Source organism: Kitasatospora sp. NPDC033851 (genome assembly GCF_055576085.1).
Window position 1 is genome coordinate 235,546 of sequence record NZ_JBVIRL010000004.1, and the last position, 14,640, is coordinate 250,185.

General features: G+C 74.5%; 15 protein-coding genes. 8 read left to right on the forward strand and 7 right to left on the reverse strand.

All coding sequences use genetic code 11. From position 1 onward, the window contains the following. Positions 1–81: 81 nt before the first annotated feature. Positions 82–2,166: a primosomal protein N' gene (locus tag ACZ51D_RS10565; RefSeq protein WP_465661857.1), complete on the forward strand. Its 2,085-nt coding sequence runs from the start codon at positions 82–84 to the stop codon at positions 2,164–2,166. Positions 2,167–2,294: 128 nt separating this feature from the next. Here the strand turns inward: ACZ51D_RS10565 and ACZ51D_RS10570 are convergent, their stop codons facing one another. After that, positions 2,295–2,954 (reverse strand): hypothetical protein, encoded by a 660-nt coding sequence (locus ACZ51D_RS10570; protein WP_465617122.1) that lies wholly within the window; start codon positions 2,952–2,954, stop codon positions 2,295–2,297. Positions 2,955–3,218: 264 nt separating this feature from the next. Between ACZ51D_RS10570 and def the strand changes: the two genes are divergently transcribed. From def to ACZ51D_RS10590, 4 genes are all read left to right on the forward strand, one after another. After that, positions 3,219–3,764, forward strand: coding sequence for a peptide deformylase (def, locus tag ACZ51D_RS10575; RefSeq protein WP_465617124.1), 546 nt, complete (start codon positions 3,219–3,221; stop codon positions 3,762–3,764). A gap of 97 nt (positions 3,765–3,861) precedes the next feature. Beyond that, on the forward strand, positions 3,862–4,821 hold the full coding sequence (gene fmt / locus ACZ51D_RS10580; protein ID WP_465661859.1) for a methionyl-tRNA formyltransferase: 960 nt from the start codon (positions 3,862–3,864) through the stop codon (positions 4,819–4,821). Between the two features lie 171 nt (positions 4,822–4,992). Then, positions 4,993–5,349 carry a hypothetical protein gene (locus ACZ51D_RS10585; protein ID WP_465617127.1) on the forward strand — a complete coding sequence of 119 codons (357 nt, stop codon included), beginning with the start codon at positions 4,993–4,995 and terminating at the stop codon, positions 5,347–5,349. Positions 5,350–5,492: 143 nt separating this feature from the next. After that, on the forward strand, positions 5,493–6,926 hold the full coding sequence (locus ACZ51D_RS10590) for an RsmB/NOP family class I SAM-dependent RNA methyltransferase (RefSeq protein ID WP_465617129.1): 1,434 nt from the start codon (positions 5,493–5,495) through the stop codon (positions 6,924–6,926). Positions 6,927–7,143: 217 nt separating this feature from the next. Here ACZ51D_RS10590 and ACZ51D_RS10595 read toward each other — a convergent pair whose 3' ends face one another. From ACZ51D_RS10595 to ACZ51D_RS10615, 5 genes are all read right to left on the reverse strand, one after another. Next, the gene (locus tag ACZ51D_RS10595; protein WP_360507494.1) at positions 7,144–7,596 is read right to left on the reverse strand and encodes a hypothetical protein; all 453 of its coding nucleotides are present in this window, start codon (positions 7,594–7,596) and stop codon (positions 7,144–7,146) included. Positions 7,597–7,756: 160 nt separating this feature from the next. Continuing rightward, entirely contained in the window at positions 7,757–8,065 is a 309-nt protein-coding gene (locus ACZ51D_RS10600; protein WP_360507492.1) for a sulfurtransferase TusA family protein, read from the reverse strand. 145 nt (positions 8,066–8,210) lie between these two features. Beyond that, a complete protein-coding gene (locus ACZ51D_RS10605) occupies positions 8,211–8,498 on the reverse strand; it encodes a DUF6204 family protein (RefSeq protein WP_465662029.1) in 288 nt (95 codons plus the stop codon). A gap of 44 nt (positions 8,499–8,542) precedes the next feature. Beyond that, complete coding sequence (locus tag ACZ51D_RS10610) at positions 8,543–9,232, reverse strand: alpha/beta hydrolase (protein WP_360507484.1); 690 nt, start codon at positions 9,230–9,232, stop codon at positions 8,543–8,545. A 32-nt stretch (positions 9,233–9,264) separates the two neighbouring features. Beyond that, on the reverse strand, positions 9,265–9,564 hold the full coding sequence (locus ACZ51D_RS10615; RefSeq protein WP_465617132.1) for a hypothetical protein: 300 nt from the start codon (positions 9,562–9,564) through the stop codon (positions 9,265–9,267). 420 nt (positions 9,565–9,984) lie between these two features. Between ACZ51D_RS10615 and ACZ51D_RS10620 the strand changes: the two genes are divergently transcribed. From ACZ51D_RS10620 to ACZ51D_RS10630, 3 genes are all read left to right on the forward strand, one after another. Further along, positions 9,985–10,620 carry a TetR/AcrR family transcriptional regulator gene (locus ACZ51D_RS10620; RefSeq protein ID WP_465661861.1) on the forward strand — a complete coding sequence of 212 codons (636 nt, stop codon included), beginning with the start codon at positions 9,985–9,987 and terminating at the stop codon, positions 10,618–10,620. 134 nt (positions 10,621–10,754) lie between these two features. After that, a complete protein-coding gene (locus ACZ51D_RS10625) occupies positions 10,755–12,098 on the forward strand; it encodes a carotenoid oxygenase family protein (RefSeq protein ID WP_465661863.1) in 1,344 nt (447 codons plus the stop codon). A 186-nt stretch (positions 12,099–12,284) separates the two neighbouring features. After that, positions 12,285–13,838, forward strand: coding sequence for an outer membrane protein assembly factor BamB family protein (locus ACZ51D_RS10630; RefSeq protein WP_465661865.1), 1,554 nt, complete (start codon positions 12,285–12,287; stop codon positions 13,836–13,838). Positions 13,839–13,973: 135 nt separating this feature from the next. On the opposite strand, the gene ACZ51D_RS10635 is transcribed toward ACZ51D_RS10630, so the two are convergent. Then, positions 13,974–14,519 (reverse strand): GNAT family N-acetyltransferase, encoded by a 546-nt coding sequence (locus tag ACZ51D_RS10635; protein ID WP_465661867.1) that lies wholly within the window; start codon positions 14,517–14,519, stop codon positions 13,974–13,976. Positions 14,520–14,640: the final 121 nt, after the last annotated feature.

Sequence of the window (14,640 nt, forward strand, 5' to 3'; positions counted from 1 at the left end):
CCGCTTTCGTGCCCGCTGCCGGTGTGTGCGCGTTGCCGAGGTGTGCGCAGTGTCGGTGTGACCTGGTAGTACTTGGTGGCGATGAGCAGCACAGGGGAGAACGGGGCCGCCGAGCCGGAGCAGCTGGCGTTCATCCGGGAGACGGTCAAGCGGGCCAAGCCGCGCAGCTGGCGCGGGGCCAAGCGGGCCGAGCACCTGCCGGTGGCCCGGGTCGTGGTGGACAAGGGCGTGCTCACCATCGACAAGTTCTTCGACTACGAGGTGCCTGCCGCCATGGCCGAGGAGGCCCAGCCGGGCGTCCGGGTGCGAGTGCGGTTCGGGGCACGCGTGGTCAAGGGGCAGCGCGAGGGCGGGGAACTGCACGACGGGTTCATCGTCGCCCGCCTGGAGAAGAGCGACTTCCCCGGGCCGCTCGCCCCGCTCGCCCAGGTGCTGTCGCCCGAGCCCGTGCTCACCCCGCAGTTGCTCCGGCTGTGCCGGACCGTCGCCGACCGGTACGCCGGGACGCTCGCCGACGTGCTGCAGCTGGCCGTCCCGCCCCGGCACGCCAAGGCCGAGGCCGAGCCCTCGCCGCCGCCGCTGCCGCGCCCGGCGGCCCCGGCCCCCGGCGGCTGGCAGCGCTACCCGGCCGGGCCCGACCTCCTCGCCGCGCTGGCCGGCGGCGGCGCGCCGCGCGCGGTGTGGGCGGCCCTGCCCGGGCCCGGCTGGCCGTACGAGATCGCGCGGGCGGTGGCGGCGACGCTGGCCGGCGGGCGCGGTGCGCTGGTCGTGCTGCCGGACGGGCGCTCGGTGGCCCGGGTCGACCAGGCGCTGACCGACCTGCTCGGCCCCGGGATGCACGTGGCCCTGGAAGCCGACCTCGGCCCGCGCGAGCGCTACACGCGCTGGCTCGCGGTGAGCCGCGGCTCGGTACACGCCGTCATCGGGACCCGCGCCACCATGTTCGCGCCGGTGCGCGACCTCGGGCTGGTCGTCGTCTGGTCGGACGGGGACGGCAGCCACAGCGACCCGCGCGCCCCGCACCCGCACGTCCGGGAGGTGGCGCTGCTGCGCGCCGCCGAGGAGGGCGCGGCGGTGCTGCTCGGCGGGCACGCGGTCACCGTCGAGGGCGCGCAGCTGGTGAGCACCGGCTGGGCGCGCCCGCTCGTCGCCGACCGGGAGACGGTGCGGCAGGTCGCGCCGAGGGTGCGCACCGTCACCGACCAGGACCAGCACCGCGACGCGGCCGCGCAGGCCGCCCGGCTGCCCTCGGTGGCCTGGGAAGCCGCCCGGGAGGCGCTGGCGGCCGGACACCCGGTGCTCATCCAGGTGCCCCGGCGCGGCTACGTGCCCCGGCTGGCCTGCGGGCGCTGCCGGACCCCGGCGCGGTGCCGGCGGTGCGAAGGGCCGTTGGAGGCGCCCTCGGCGGACGCCCCGCTGTGCTGCGGATGGTGCGGGGTGGCGGAGAACGACTGGCACTGCCCCGAGTGCGGGTCGTTCCGGCTCCGGGCCCAGGTGATCGGCGCCCGGCGGACCGCGGAGGAACTGGGCAAGGCCTTCCCGCGGATCCCGGTGCGCACCTCCGGGCGGGACTCGGTGCTGGTCACCGTGCCGGACGAGCCCTCACTGGTGATCTCCACACCGGGCGCGGAGCCTGTGGTGGAGGGCGGCGGCGGGTACGGGGCGGCGCTGCTGCTGGACGGGTGGGCCCTGCTGAGCCGGCCCGACCTGCGCGCGGGGGAGGAGACCCTGCGGCTCTGGCTGGCGGCCGCCGCGCTGGTGCGCTCCTCGACGGAGGGCGGCACGGTCGTCGTGGTCGCCGAGCCGTCGGCCCGTCCGGTGCAGGCACTGGTGCGCTGGGACCCGCTCGGCCACGCCGGGCTGGAGCGGGACGAACGGGCGCAGCTGCACTTCCCGCCGGTGTCGCGGATGGCCTCGATCAGCGGGACCCCGGCGGCGGTCGCCGACCTGCTCGGGCTGATCAGGCTGCCGGAGGGGGCCGACGTGCTCGGGCCGGTACCGGTGCCCGCACTGCGGGGGGAGGAGCAGGAGCGCGCGCTGCTGCGGGTGTCGCCCGGGCAGGGGTCGGCGCTGGCCGCGGCGCTCAAGGCGGCGCAGATCGCGCGGATCGCGCTGCGGACGGCGGAGCCGGTGCGGGTGCGGGTGGATCCGACGGACATCGGCTGAGGGGTCGGTGGGGCGTGGCAGGTGGAGAGGGGTCGGTGGGGGCGGGGCAGGTGGAGAGGGGGCTGCTGGGGGCGGGGTGAGTGGGCCACCCCGCCCCGGGGTGGCCGGGCGTTCGGGTGGTGGTGCGGTCAGCCGCGCAGGGGGATGCCGGTGCGGTCGACGGGGGTGCTGCGGTCGATCGGGCTGCGGTCGGGCTGGGGACGGTCGAGGGGGCTGCGGTCGAGGGGGGTGCGGTCCAGGGGGGCGCGGTCGAGGGCGCCGCGGTCCATCGCGCCGCGGTCCAGGGCGGCGCGTTCCAGGCTGCTGCGGTCCAGGCCGCCCTGGCGGGCCGCCGGGACGGTCGCGGCCAGGCCGCCGGTGGAGGCGGCGGGCAGGTCCTCGGAGCGGTCCGGGCGGCCGGGGCCCGGGACGGCGCCGCTGGCGGCGAGCAGCTCGCTGGTCGGGCGGCGCATGCCGTAGCGGCGGTGCACGGCCTGCTTGGTGACCCCGAGGGCGGAGCCCACCGAGTCCCAGGAGAAGCCCAGCGCCCGGTCGAACTCCACCGCCGCCGCCACCAGGGTCTCGACGCTCTCCCGCAGCTCCTGGGCCAGGCGCACGGTCGGTGCCGGCGCCCGCCCGTACACCACGAAGCCGGCCGAGGTGCTGGGGCGGCGCGGTCGGTAGACGTTGCCCAGCTGGGCGGTGAGCGTCCGCAGCGCGTCGACCTGGCGCCTCACCCGCTCGATGTCCCGCACCAGCAGGTGAAGGCTCGCCCGCGCCCGGGCGTCGTGGTTGATCTGCTCGGCCATGGCTTACGTGCCACCTTCCGTACGGTTCGGCTCGGCCGGGGCGCGGTGTCCCGTGCGCCCGGCCCCGGTCAATCTCTCTTGACCAACGCCGAAGCGGGGGCCGGGGTAACGCCGTCGGCGGAGTCGGGATATGCCAGGACGGTTCCGGCGGCTCCGAGGGCATGGGGGACGGCGCAGGCGCGTTGCATAGACTTGGCGGGAACAGCCGTTGACCGCAGTCCCTCCCCGACTTCCGACACCCCGACGGACAGGAGCCCGTACCCCGTGTCGATCCAGCCGATCCGTCTCTTCGGAGACCCTGTCCTGCGGGCCACCGCCAAGCCGGTGACCGTGTTCGACAAGGAACTGCGCAACCTGGTCGGCGACCTCACCGAAACCATGCTGAACGCCCCCGGCGCCGGTCTCGCCGCGCCCCAACTCGGTGTCTCCCTGCGGGTGTTCACGTACCACGTGGACGGTGTCACCGGGCACCTGATCAACCCGGACCTGTCGCTGAGCGAGGACGAGCAGGAGGGTCCAGAGGGCTGCCTCTCGCTGCCCGGCCTGCGCTACGACACCAAGCGCGCGTACGGCGTGGTCGCCAAGGGCTTCAACATGTACGGCGACCCGGTGACGGTGGAGGGCACCCAACTGCTCGCCCGGTGCATCCAGCACGAGACCGACCACCTGGACGGCATCATCTTCATCGACCGACTCGACCGCGAGCAGCGCAAGGCCGCGCTGAAGGCGATCCGGGAGGCGGACTGGGGCAGCGGGCCGGCGCCGGTCGTCAAGGTCTCGCCGCACAGCACCTTCGGCGCGGCGCGCTGAGCCACCCCGGGGTCCTGAGCCATCCTGGGGTCCTCAGCCACCCCGGCGATCTGAACCACCCTGGCGTCCCGAACTCCCTTTTGCAGAAAGGCACTTGATGCGTCTCGTCTTCGCCGGCACCCCCGAGGTCGCCGTTCCCGCCCTGGACGCCCTGCTCGCCTCCGGCCGGCACGAGGTCGTCGCGGTGGTCACCCGCCCCGACGCCCCCGCCGGGCGCGGGCGCAAGCTGGTCGCCAGCCCCGTCGCCCAGCGCGCCGAGGAGGCCGGGATCGAGGTCCTCAAGCCGGCGAAGCCCAGCGACCCGGAGTTCGTCGCCCGGCTCACCGAACTCGCCCCCGACTGCTGCCCGGTGGTCGCCTACGGCGCGCTGCTGCGCCCCGGCACCCTGGAGATCCCCAAGCACGGCTGGGTCAACCTGCACTTCTCGCTGCTGCCCGCCTGGCGCGGCGCGGCCCCGGTCCAGCACGCGGTGCTGGCCGGCGACGAGGTCACCGGCGCGTCCACCTTCCTGATCGAGCAGGGCCTGGACTCCGGCCCGGTCTACGGCGTGATCACCGAGGAGATCCGCCCGGCCGACACCAGCGGCGAACTGCTCACCCGGCTCTCGCTCTCCGGCGCGCGACTGCTCGCGGCCACCATGGACGGCATCGAGGACGGCTCCCTGCACGCCGTGCCACAGCCGGGCGAAGGCATCACGCTCGCGCCGAAGATCAGCGTCGAGGACGCGCGGATCGACTGGAACCACCCCGCGCTGCGCGTCGACCGCGTGGTGCGCGGCTGCGCGCCGGCGCCGGGAGCGTGGACCGAGTTCCGCGGCGAGCGGCTGAAGGTCACCGGACCGGTGAAGCTGCTGCCGGAGTCGGCCGAACTGGCGCCCGGTCAGGTGGCGATGGTCGGCAAGAACAGCGTGCGGGTCGGGACCGGCAGTCACGACGTCGAGCTGGGAGAGGTCCGTCCGCAGGGCAAGAAGGAGATGCGGGCGGCGGACTGGGCCCGCGGCGCCCGGCTGGAGGCGGGGGAGCGGTTCGGCCTCCCGTCCGGCGGCTCGGAGAGCTGACGGGCTCCGGGGGCCGACGGGCTCCGAGAGCTGACGGGCTCCGGGGGCCGACGGGCTCGGCGGGCCGAGCGTTCGGGGCGGCCCGGGAGCGGGTCGGCTCGCCGCGCGAGCCGCTGCGGGTGGGCCTACCTTGGTCCGAGTGGGGGATCCCTCACCAGGAAGGCTGATCCCATGGCCCGACTCACCTGGACGAGCCCGCGCACCTGGACCGCCGTGGCCGGTGCACTGCTGGTGACCGCGACCTACGGACTCGCGACCGCTCCTCCGGTCGGCGCCGTGACCACCACGGTGGTCCAAGGCGACCAGGCCGCCGCCGGCTCGCAGTCCCACGCGACCTGCCCTCAGGGCACCCATCTGATCGGTGGCGGCTTCGACCTGGGGAGCGTCCCGATCGACCCCGCCACGAACACGCCCCTACCGGTGCTCGTGACGCTCAACGCCCCCTCGACCAGCGATGCCGACACCTGGCTGGCCGAGGCGACCGGAGCCGGCGGGGCGACGGCGTTCGCGCTCTGCGAGAGCGCGTGACGAGCCGTCCGGGAAGGGGCCCGGCGCCCGGAGCCGGTCTGGTTCCGGGCACCGGGCCCTGGCGTTCGCACCTGGCGTTCGATCGGGCCCTCCCAGGAGGGATATCGTTGGCGTGATAACCACCGCAGCACTTTGAGGCACTTGTGACCACCCCCAGCGCCAAGCGCGCCCCCCGCCCGCACCGTCGCCCGAAGAAGGACCCGGCCCGGATCGTCGCGTTCCGCGCGCTGCGCGCCGTCGACGAGCGCGACGCGTACGCCAACCTGATCCTGCCCTCCCTGCTCCGCGAAGCCGAGCAGAAGGGCATGGACCGGCGCGACGCCGCCCTGGCCACCGAACTCGTCTACGGCACCCTGCGCCTGCAGGGCACCTACGACGCGGTCATCGCCGCCTGCATCGACCGGCCGCTCAGCAAGGTCGACCCGCCGGTGCTGGACGTGCTCTCGCTCGGCGCCCACCAGCTGCTCACCACCCGGATCCCCAGCCACGCGGCCGTCTCGGCGACCGTCGAGCTCGCCCGGGTGGTGCTCGGCGACGGCAAGGCGAAGTTCGTCAACGCCGTGCTGCGCCGGATCAGTGCCCACGACCTGGACACCTGGATCGAGAAGGTCGCCCCGCCGTACGACAAGGACGCCGAGGACCACCTGGCGGTCGTCCACTCGCACCCGCGCTGGGTGGTCTCCGCGCTCTGGGACTCGCTCGGCCGCTGGCAGCCGGACGCCTCCGGGCGCGGCGCGATCGAAGAGCTCCTGCGGGCCGACAACGAGCGGCCCGAGGTCACCCTGGTCGCCCGCCCCGGCCGGGCCACCGTCGGCGAGCTGGCCGAGGCCCTGCCCGAAGCCGAGCCGGGGCGCTGGTCGCCCTTCGCGCTGCGGCTCGCCGAGGGCGGCGACCCCGGCTCGGTCGAGGCGGTGCAGGACAACCGGGCGGGCGTCCAGGACGAGGGCAGCCAGCTGGTCGCGCTCGCCCTCGCCGCCGCCCCGCTCGACGGCCCCGACCGGATCTGGCTGGACGGCTGCGCGGGCCCCGGCGGCAAGGCCGCGCTGCTCGGCGCACTGGCCGCCGAACGCGGGGCGGCGCTGGTCGCGAGCGAGAAGCAGCCGCACCGGGCCCGGCTGGTGGCGCGGGCACTGCAGGGCAACCCCGGTCCGTACACGGTGATCGCGGCGGACGGGACCCGTCCGGCCTGGCAGGCGGACAGCTTCGACCGGGTGCTGGTCGACGTGCCGTGCTCAGGCCTCGGTGCGCTGCGGCGCCGCCCGGAGGCACGCTGGCGGCGCCGGCCCGCCGATGTGGCCGCGTTCAGGCCGCTCCAGCGGGACCTGCTGCGCTCGGCGATCGATGCCACCCGGATCGGTGGCGTGGTCGGCTACGCGACCTGCTCGCCGCACCTGGCGGAGACCCGGGCGGTCGTCGACGACGTGCTGCGGACCGAAGGCGGCCGGGTCGAGTGGATCGACGCGCGCCCGCTGCTGCCCGGCGTCCCGGCGCTCGGGGACGGGCCGGACGTGCAGCTCTGGCCGCACCTGCACGGGACGGACGCGATGTACCTGGCGCTGCTGCGCCGGACGGCCTGAGCGAGGGCTCGGACAGGCGGATCGGACGGACGGCTCGGGCGGGAGCTCGGGCGGACGGGCTGATCGTGGCGGCCGCTCGTGCCTCGTCGCGAGTGGCCGCTTGCATCTCCCGTAACGGTGGTCAACGGGTGGGCAGCGCCGGAGAGTTGGGCGTTTGAGGTGGACTGGGTGCGGCGCGCCGTGGCCTGAAGCGGTAGGGGTGGCGCGGGCGCGGTGGCTACGGCTGGCGGTGCGCGGGGCCGGGGAACCCGGTGAGGAAGGCGTGGGCCTGGGCGCGGAGGTCATCGACCGGCGGGTCCTCGCAGATCACTTCCATGCCGAGCGCGGTCGTCTGGTCCCAGTGGAAGTAGGACTGGAAGGCGAGGTACGGGCGGTGGTCGTCGCTGGGGTCGAGCCCGACGGCGAAGGTCGCGAAGCAGGTGTGTTCCCGCCCCGTCCGCGCGACCTCGGTCCGGGAGAGCTCCCACTCGAACTCGTAGGGCTCCGGTTCGGCGGGCAGGTCCAGCAGGGCCTGGGCGAGCCGGCGGACCTCGTCCGGGTTCGCGAACGGGAGCGACTCGGACCCGAAGGGGCCGGCGGCGAACAGCTCCCACTCGCGGCCGTTGTGGCTGACGGTCAGTGCCCACTGGCCGTCCTGGTCGCGCCAGTGGCAGTGGAGGGTCAGGTCCATGATGGTCAACCTCCCTGTGGTTCTCGGCTGTTCGGCATTCCTCATCGTGGCACACCGGGTGGCGGAGGGAAGTCGGGTGTGAGCCGTTCTCGGCCCCGTTGCCAGGTGGGGGTGGGCGCGCGGGGTCTTCCGGCGGAGGGGCGGGCGCCGGGTCGGTAAATCAGTCGGTGGTGGGGGCCGGGTGCCAGGGGCGGTCGGGGCGGGTTCGGACCGGGGCGGAGGTGAGGCGCAGCCCGTACACCTCGCGGTCGGTGGCCTCGTACGGGACCGGGCCGAGGTAGTCGTGGCCGGTCAGGTGGCACCAGGCGGGCAGGTCGAGCGGGGCGGCGGGGTCGGTGGTGTGGATGTGGACCACCGCGCCGGCCGGGAGGTGCGCGATCCGGGCGCGCAGGCGGAGCAGGAGCTGGACGCAGAGCAGACCGGTGCCGTCGATGGTGAGGTCGGGGGTGGTGACGGGGGTCTGGGTCATGGCGCTGCCCTTCGCGGGGTGGTCGTGCGGTGGTGCGGGTTCAGCCTAGGGCGCGGGTCGGGCGCTGGGTCCGGCGGGGCATGGGTGCCGGGGGACCGTGGGTGCCGGGCGTCGGAGGTGCCGGGCGTCGGGGCGGGGGTGGTGCTCAGCCGAGTCGGCCGGGGGCGGTGCCGCCGAGGCGGGTGAGCAGGGTGGACAGGCGGCCGAGGTCCTCGGACTGGGAACGGAGGTTCTTGAAGCCGTAGCCGCGCTCGGCCAGCCGGCTCTGCGCCGTCTGCTCGGCCCGCTCGGTGGCCGCCAGGATGTCCTCCTCGGCCTCGCTCGCGTCGAGGAAGCGGAAGGTGAGGGCGGCCCGCGCGGAGAGGTCGTAGCTGAGGTGGCCCTCGCCGCGGACGGGGGCGTCAGCCGTCGACGTCCGGTCGGTGGGGACCAGTCGGTGGGGACAAGGTGCCGCGCTGACCGGGGAGTTCGGGCGTGCTACATCCGTGCCGGGAGTCGGGTGCGGACGGCGCCGGTGGCGAGCGCCGCGGGTTCGGCGTTCAGGGTGGCGAGGGTGAAGGCGGTGGTGAGTGCGCTGATGTCGCGGGTCTCGCGGAGGAGGTAGTGGTTGCCGCCGGGGATCTCGTAGCGGGCGAGGTCCGGGACGACCTGCCGGGCGCGCAGCGCGTACTCCAGGGACTGGGTGGCGTTGGCCGCGCTGTGGTCGCCGGTGCCGTGGACGATCAGTACCCGCCGGCCGGCGAGTTGGTCGACCGGGTCGCCGCTGGGCAGCCAGGGGGCGATCCCGGCGACGCCGACGACGGAGGGGTGTCCGGCGCACCGGAAGGCGGCGCGGCCGCCGAGCGAGTTGCCGATCAGGACAACCGGCGCGCCCTCGTACCGTCGGGCGAGTTCGTCGAGCGCCCAGCGGGTGTCGACGGCGGTGTCGGCGGCGTCGCCGTTCCAGCCGCTGTAGCGGTAGCGCAGCAGGTGGACGGCGAGGCCGTGCGGGCGGCCGCGGTCGGTGAGTTCGGTGGCGAGTTCCCGTAGACCCAGCTCGGCGACCTTCAGTGGCCCGAGTCGGCTTCGGATGAATCCGCCGGGCAGCAGCAGGGCGACGCCGTTGACCGGCCCGTTCCCCTGTCGCGGGGTCAGTTCTGGGGTGCGCGGGTGGTGCGCTCGGAACACGCGAGATCCTTCCTGATGTGTACAGGTGGATTCTACGGTTCCGGTGGCGGGTCGCGGTGCGTGAGCAGGGGCCACAGGACCCAGCCGGTGATCCGGGTGCGCACGACCATGACCTTGGCCCAGTGGGCACCGAGCGGTGAGGTCCAGGTGTCCACGATCTCCACGACGTCGCCGGAGCGGGCGAGTCCGATGACGGTGTCGCCGCCGACGTGGTCGATCCGGACATTGGCGGCGTTCGCCGAGACCTCCCACCAGCCCGCCCCGACCTCGGGCGGCCGTTCGCCGCCGGGTGTGACCGCCGCCGGGACGAGCAGGATCGCGAGGGAGATCACCGCCGCTGTTGCTCGCCCGATCACGGCCACGGGAGCCTCGGCGCGGCGTTGTGCGCGGGTGGTGGCGAAGACGTGAAGAGCGGGGGGGGGTGCTGCGGTGCCGACCCTTCTCCGGCAGCAACTTGCGTGTGGATGGCGGCGGTTGACGCGGCGGGTGGATCGTCGGGCCGACGCTGGGGGGCGCTCCGGCGCCGCTCGGCTCCGGGTCCGCCGGTGTGCGTCGGCCGGGGGTGGCGGGCTTCGATGCGGTCGGGTCGGGTCGGGTCGGGTCTGGTCGGTGGCGTGGCAGGTGGAGTTGCTCATCGGTGACTCCCCTCGGCGGTGGAGCGTGACAGTGCAGCCGAGGGGCGAGGAAGGAGTGGCAAGTCGGTTGGCGTGAAAGGGTGGTAACACTGTTTCCGATGGGTTACGTTGTTGCTCATGAGCACGCCCTACCAGGACGCGCAGCGGGCCGGCCAGGACGCCGTACGCGCCGTGATCCTCGACCGCGCCATCGCCCTCCTCGTCGCCGAAGGCCCCGCCGCGCTGACCGTGCGCCGGATCGCCGCCGAGATCGGCTCCTCGACCAAGGTGCTGTACACGATGTTCGGCGGGAAGGAGGGGCTGCTCGACGCGCTGTATCGCGAGGGCTTCGCACGGCTGCGCCGCGCGCAGGAGCAAGTCCCGCGCGGGGACGACCCGTTGGCGTACCTGGCCGCACTCGGTCGGGCCTACCGGGAGCGTGCGATCGCCGAACCCGCCTACTACCGGGTGATGTTCGAGCAGCCGGTGCCCGAATTCCGGCCCAGTGACGAGGCCTTGGCCATGGCCGAGGGCGCGTTCGGCGCCTCCGTGGTCGCCGTGGACGCGTGCATGGCGGCCGGGGTCTTCCGGCCCGGGGGCGCCCACGAGGTCTCCAAGATCTTCTGGGCGGCTACGCACGGCGCGGTGAGCCTGGAGCTCGCCGGCCACTTCGCCCCGGCCGAGGCCGGGCCGCGCTACGAGGCGCTGATGGCTGCGCTGGGGCGGGCGTTCGGTGCCGGCGATCCGCCGGCCGATGATCCGGCGATCCACTGACCGGCGATCCGGCGATCCGCTGACCGGCGATGCGCTGGCGGCGATGCGCTGACCGGTGATCCGCTGACCGACGAGAGGACGACACGATGAGCCGCAAGCCCATGAACCGTTACCTGTCAGGGAACTTTGCCCCCGTGACCGAGGAGGTCACCGCCTACGACCTGCCCGTGACCGGGCGGATCCCGGATCACCTCGACGGCCGATACCTGCGCAACGGCCCCAACCCGCTGGGCATCGAGGACCCCGCCGCGCACCAGTGGACCCTGGGCGCGGGTATGGTGCACGGCGTCCGGATCCGGGACGGGCGCGCCGAGTGGTACCGCAACCGCTGGGTCCGCTCGGGATCCGTCGCCGACCTGCTCGGCGAACCGCGGCGCGGCACACCCGTCGACGAGCGGCTGGACATCTCCCCGAACGTGCAGGTCGCGGGCCTCGCCGGACGTACCTTCGCGCTCACCGAGGGCGGCATCCCCCCGTACGAACTCACCTACGAGCTGGACACGGTGGGCCCCTGCGGCCTGGGTGCGACACCGGAGGGGTACAGCGCCAACGCGCACTCGGTGTTCGACCCGCACACCGGCGAACTGCACTCGCTCGCCTTCCGCTACGGCTCGGACCAGGTGCAGCACATCGTGATGGACGCGGCCGGTGCCGTCCGGCGCGCCACCACGATCCCGGTGCCCGGGAACCCGTACATGCACGATTTCGCGCTCACCGAGCGGTTCGTGGTGCTGTACGACACTCCGGTGGTGTTCAGCGCGGCGCACCTGGCGACCGGCGTCCCGTTCACCTGGGACGAGCGGCGCGCGGCCCGGGTCGGCGTGCTGCCGCGCGAGGGCGGCGAGGTGCGGTGGTTCGAACTCGCGCCGCACCTGGTGGGGCACACGCTCAACGCGTACGAGCGGACGGCGGATTCGCTGGTGGTCGACGTCGTCCGGCATCCGCCGGGCATCGACCTGCGGAACCTCGGCGCGAGTCGGCCCACGCTCGACCGCTGGACGGTCGACCTGGCGGCGGGGACGGTGAAGGAGGAGCGGCTGGACGACCGGGTCCAGGAGTTCCCGCGCCTCAACTCCCGCTACACCGGGCGTCCTTACCGCTACGGCTACGCGGCCGCCGTCGAGCTCTACGCGCCGCCGGCCGGGCCCGCGGACGACCGTCCGGATGAGGGCTTCAGCAACGCCCTGCTCAAGCACGATCTGCGCCGGGGAACGGTCGAGGCCCACGAGTTCGGGCGCGATGGCGCGGTGGGGGAGGGGGTGTTCGTCGCCGCCGAGTCGCCGACCGGGGAGGACGACGGGTATGTGATGGCGTACGTCTTCGACCCGGCGCGGGGTGCGACGGACCTGGTGATCCTCGCCGCCCAGGACTTCACCGGCGAGCCCGTCGCCCGGGTCCACCTGCCGGTGCGGGTGCCGCTGGGGCTGCACGGGAACTGGGTACAGGGCGGGGAACCGGGTGCGCCGGAGGAAGCGTGAGGTGACGTCGGGGCGGGGTGTGAGGTGACGTCGGGTCGAGGATGGTGGGCCAAGATTGGCCCGCCCTGGCCGGGGTTTTCCCTGCTCTTTGTTTCCGGATCATGACGGGCTCTGCGACGATCCGATGATCGTCGCCCTGTCGTGGTGGGCGGCGCGTCTCAGGGGCGTCGCAGGGGAGAGACCGGCATGGCCGTTGGGCCCGAGGACAGCGTGGTCCGGGCGGGGTGGGGTGCCAGGTTCGCCTGGGGCAGGGATACCTGGATGGTGGTCTCCGGCGGGGTGCTGGGGGCCATGTTCGCGAGCATGGGGCTGGCGGTGCTGTTCGGGCCGGGGAACGGGTTCGGCGGCGACAGCCTCGCCTACATGGGCATCATCAGCATCCTCGGGCTGATGCCGTGCGGCGCGGGCTTCGTCTGGGCGCTGATCCACCCCCGGTACGGGCTGCCGTCCGCCGCCCTCGGGGCGCTGCTGGGCCTCGGGATCTTCGTCTGCTTCGCCGGGGACGGCCTCAACGACTCCTGGGCGGCGCCGCTCGACCGGCCGTCCACCACCCGCGCGGTGGGCAGCTGGACGACCGGGGACCTGGTGGTGCGGGTCCGGCCCGACCAGGTGGTCGCGTACCGCAGCGCCACCGGTGCCGTCGTGTGGCGCTGGACGCCGCCGGGGGAGGACTCGGTGTGCGCGATGAGCCGCGGGATCGGCCGGGGCGGTATCGGGCAGAGCGGTGCCGGGCAGGGCGGTGCCGGGCAGAGCGCCGTCGGCCCGGGCGGCGTCGGGCTGATCGGCCACTCGCCGCACGACAAGCCGTGCGCGGCGGTGACCGCGCTCGACCTGGCCGACGGCAAGGAGGGCTGGACCACCGCCGTGGACGCGCCCGCCCGGGACGGGGACTCGGCGACACCGGACGTGGTCGCCGTCTCCGGGCAGCAGGCCGTCCTGCAGGAGAAGGGCGGCTGGCGGACGGTGCGGCTGACCGACGGCGGGGCGGTGTGGCGCGCCACGGCCGACGCCGGTTGCACTCCGCTGCAGGTCGCGGGTGGGACGGCGGACGTGGTGACCGTGGCGCAGTGCGGCGCGGCGGCGCCCGTCCTGCGGTCGCTGGCGGCCCCGGACGGGCGGGAGCAGTCGCGGATCGCGCTGCCGGCGTCGGGCGGGCTGAAGAACCTCGCGGTGGTGTCGGTCGAGCCGCTCGCGGTGTGGGTCGACGCCCAGGGCGAGCGCGGGACGCACGCGGTGCTCAGCTACGACCGGGCCGGGCGGCAGCGGGCGTCGATCCCGGTCTCGGGGGACGAGTACGACCTGGACGTGATGCTCGGCGGGCTGCACGCCTTCGACGAGTTCGACGCCCGGCCCCTGTTCGGCGGGGTGGTCGTCGGGGACCTGTTCATCGTGCCGGGCGAGAAGCCCGGCGACGTCAGCATCAGCGGCGGCAAGCACCCGAGCCGCAGCGCGACGGGCCGGCTGGTGGCCTACTCGCTCGCCGACGGGGTGCAGCGTTGGACGGCGGGGCTGGACGACCAGGTCACCGGCCTGGCGGTGGACGGGACGTCGGTCTGGGCGATGACGCGCGACCGGGTCGCCCGGGTGGACACCGCGACGGGACGGCAGAGCGCCGAACTGGACGTGAACGGCACGGCGTCGCTGTACCCGGTCGACCTGTCGGTGTCGGGGCCCGAGCGGTTCACGGTGGTGGCGGAGGACGGGACGCGGGACGAGCCGCCGGTACGCGGGATGAACTGAGGACGGGACGCGGGACCGGCCGACAGGCGTGGTTCCGGCTACCGGGTGCGGTTCCGGGTTGCCGGGCGTGGCTCCGGCTACCGGGTGCCGTTCCGGGTTGCCAGGCGTGGTTCCGGTTACCGGGTGCGGTTCTGGTTACCGGGAGTCGCGCCGGTTACCGGAGTCGTCCCGGAACTGCGGGTAGCCCAGGATGAAGACCTTCTCCGCCGGGTTCCGGACGTAGGGGATCACCTTGCCGGTGTCCTCGAAGCCGAGTCGCCGGTAGAAGGCCAGCGCGCGGCCGTTGCTCTCGTTGACGCCGAGGGTCAGCCACCGTGCGTCGGTGTGGTCCCGGGCGTGGCGGACGGTCGCGTTCACGAGGTCGGCGGCGGGGCCGGCGGCGCCGCGGTGGGCCGGGGCGACGTAGACGGAGCGGACGCACATGGTGTCGGGGACGTCGGGGACGGGTTCGACCCCGGCGATGCCCACCCAGTTCCCGTCTTCGTCACGGACCGTGAAGGTGGCGCGTTCCCCGGTGGTGGCCTCGGCGGCGGCCTGGTGCTGCCAGTAGCCGTCGGGGTGGGCGGCGGTGTCGGCGTAGGACAGGTTGAAGGCGTCGGGGGAGTCCCGCAGCGCCTCCAGGGTGATCTCGCGGAGTTCCCGCCAGTCCTCGGCGGTGATCCGGCGTACGACGTAGTGCATGCGCCGAGCCTGGCACGGTGGTGGGGCGGCCGGGATCACGCGTGAGGATGATCTTCGTCCGGGGACCTCCCCGGCGCGGGGGAGATCCGCCGCGACCGGCGGATCTGAGCCTTCCAGGCGG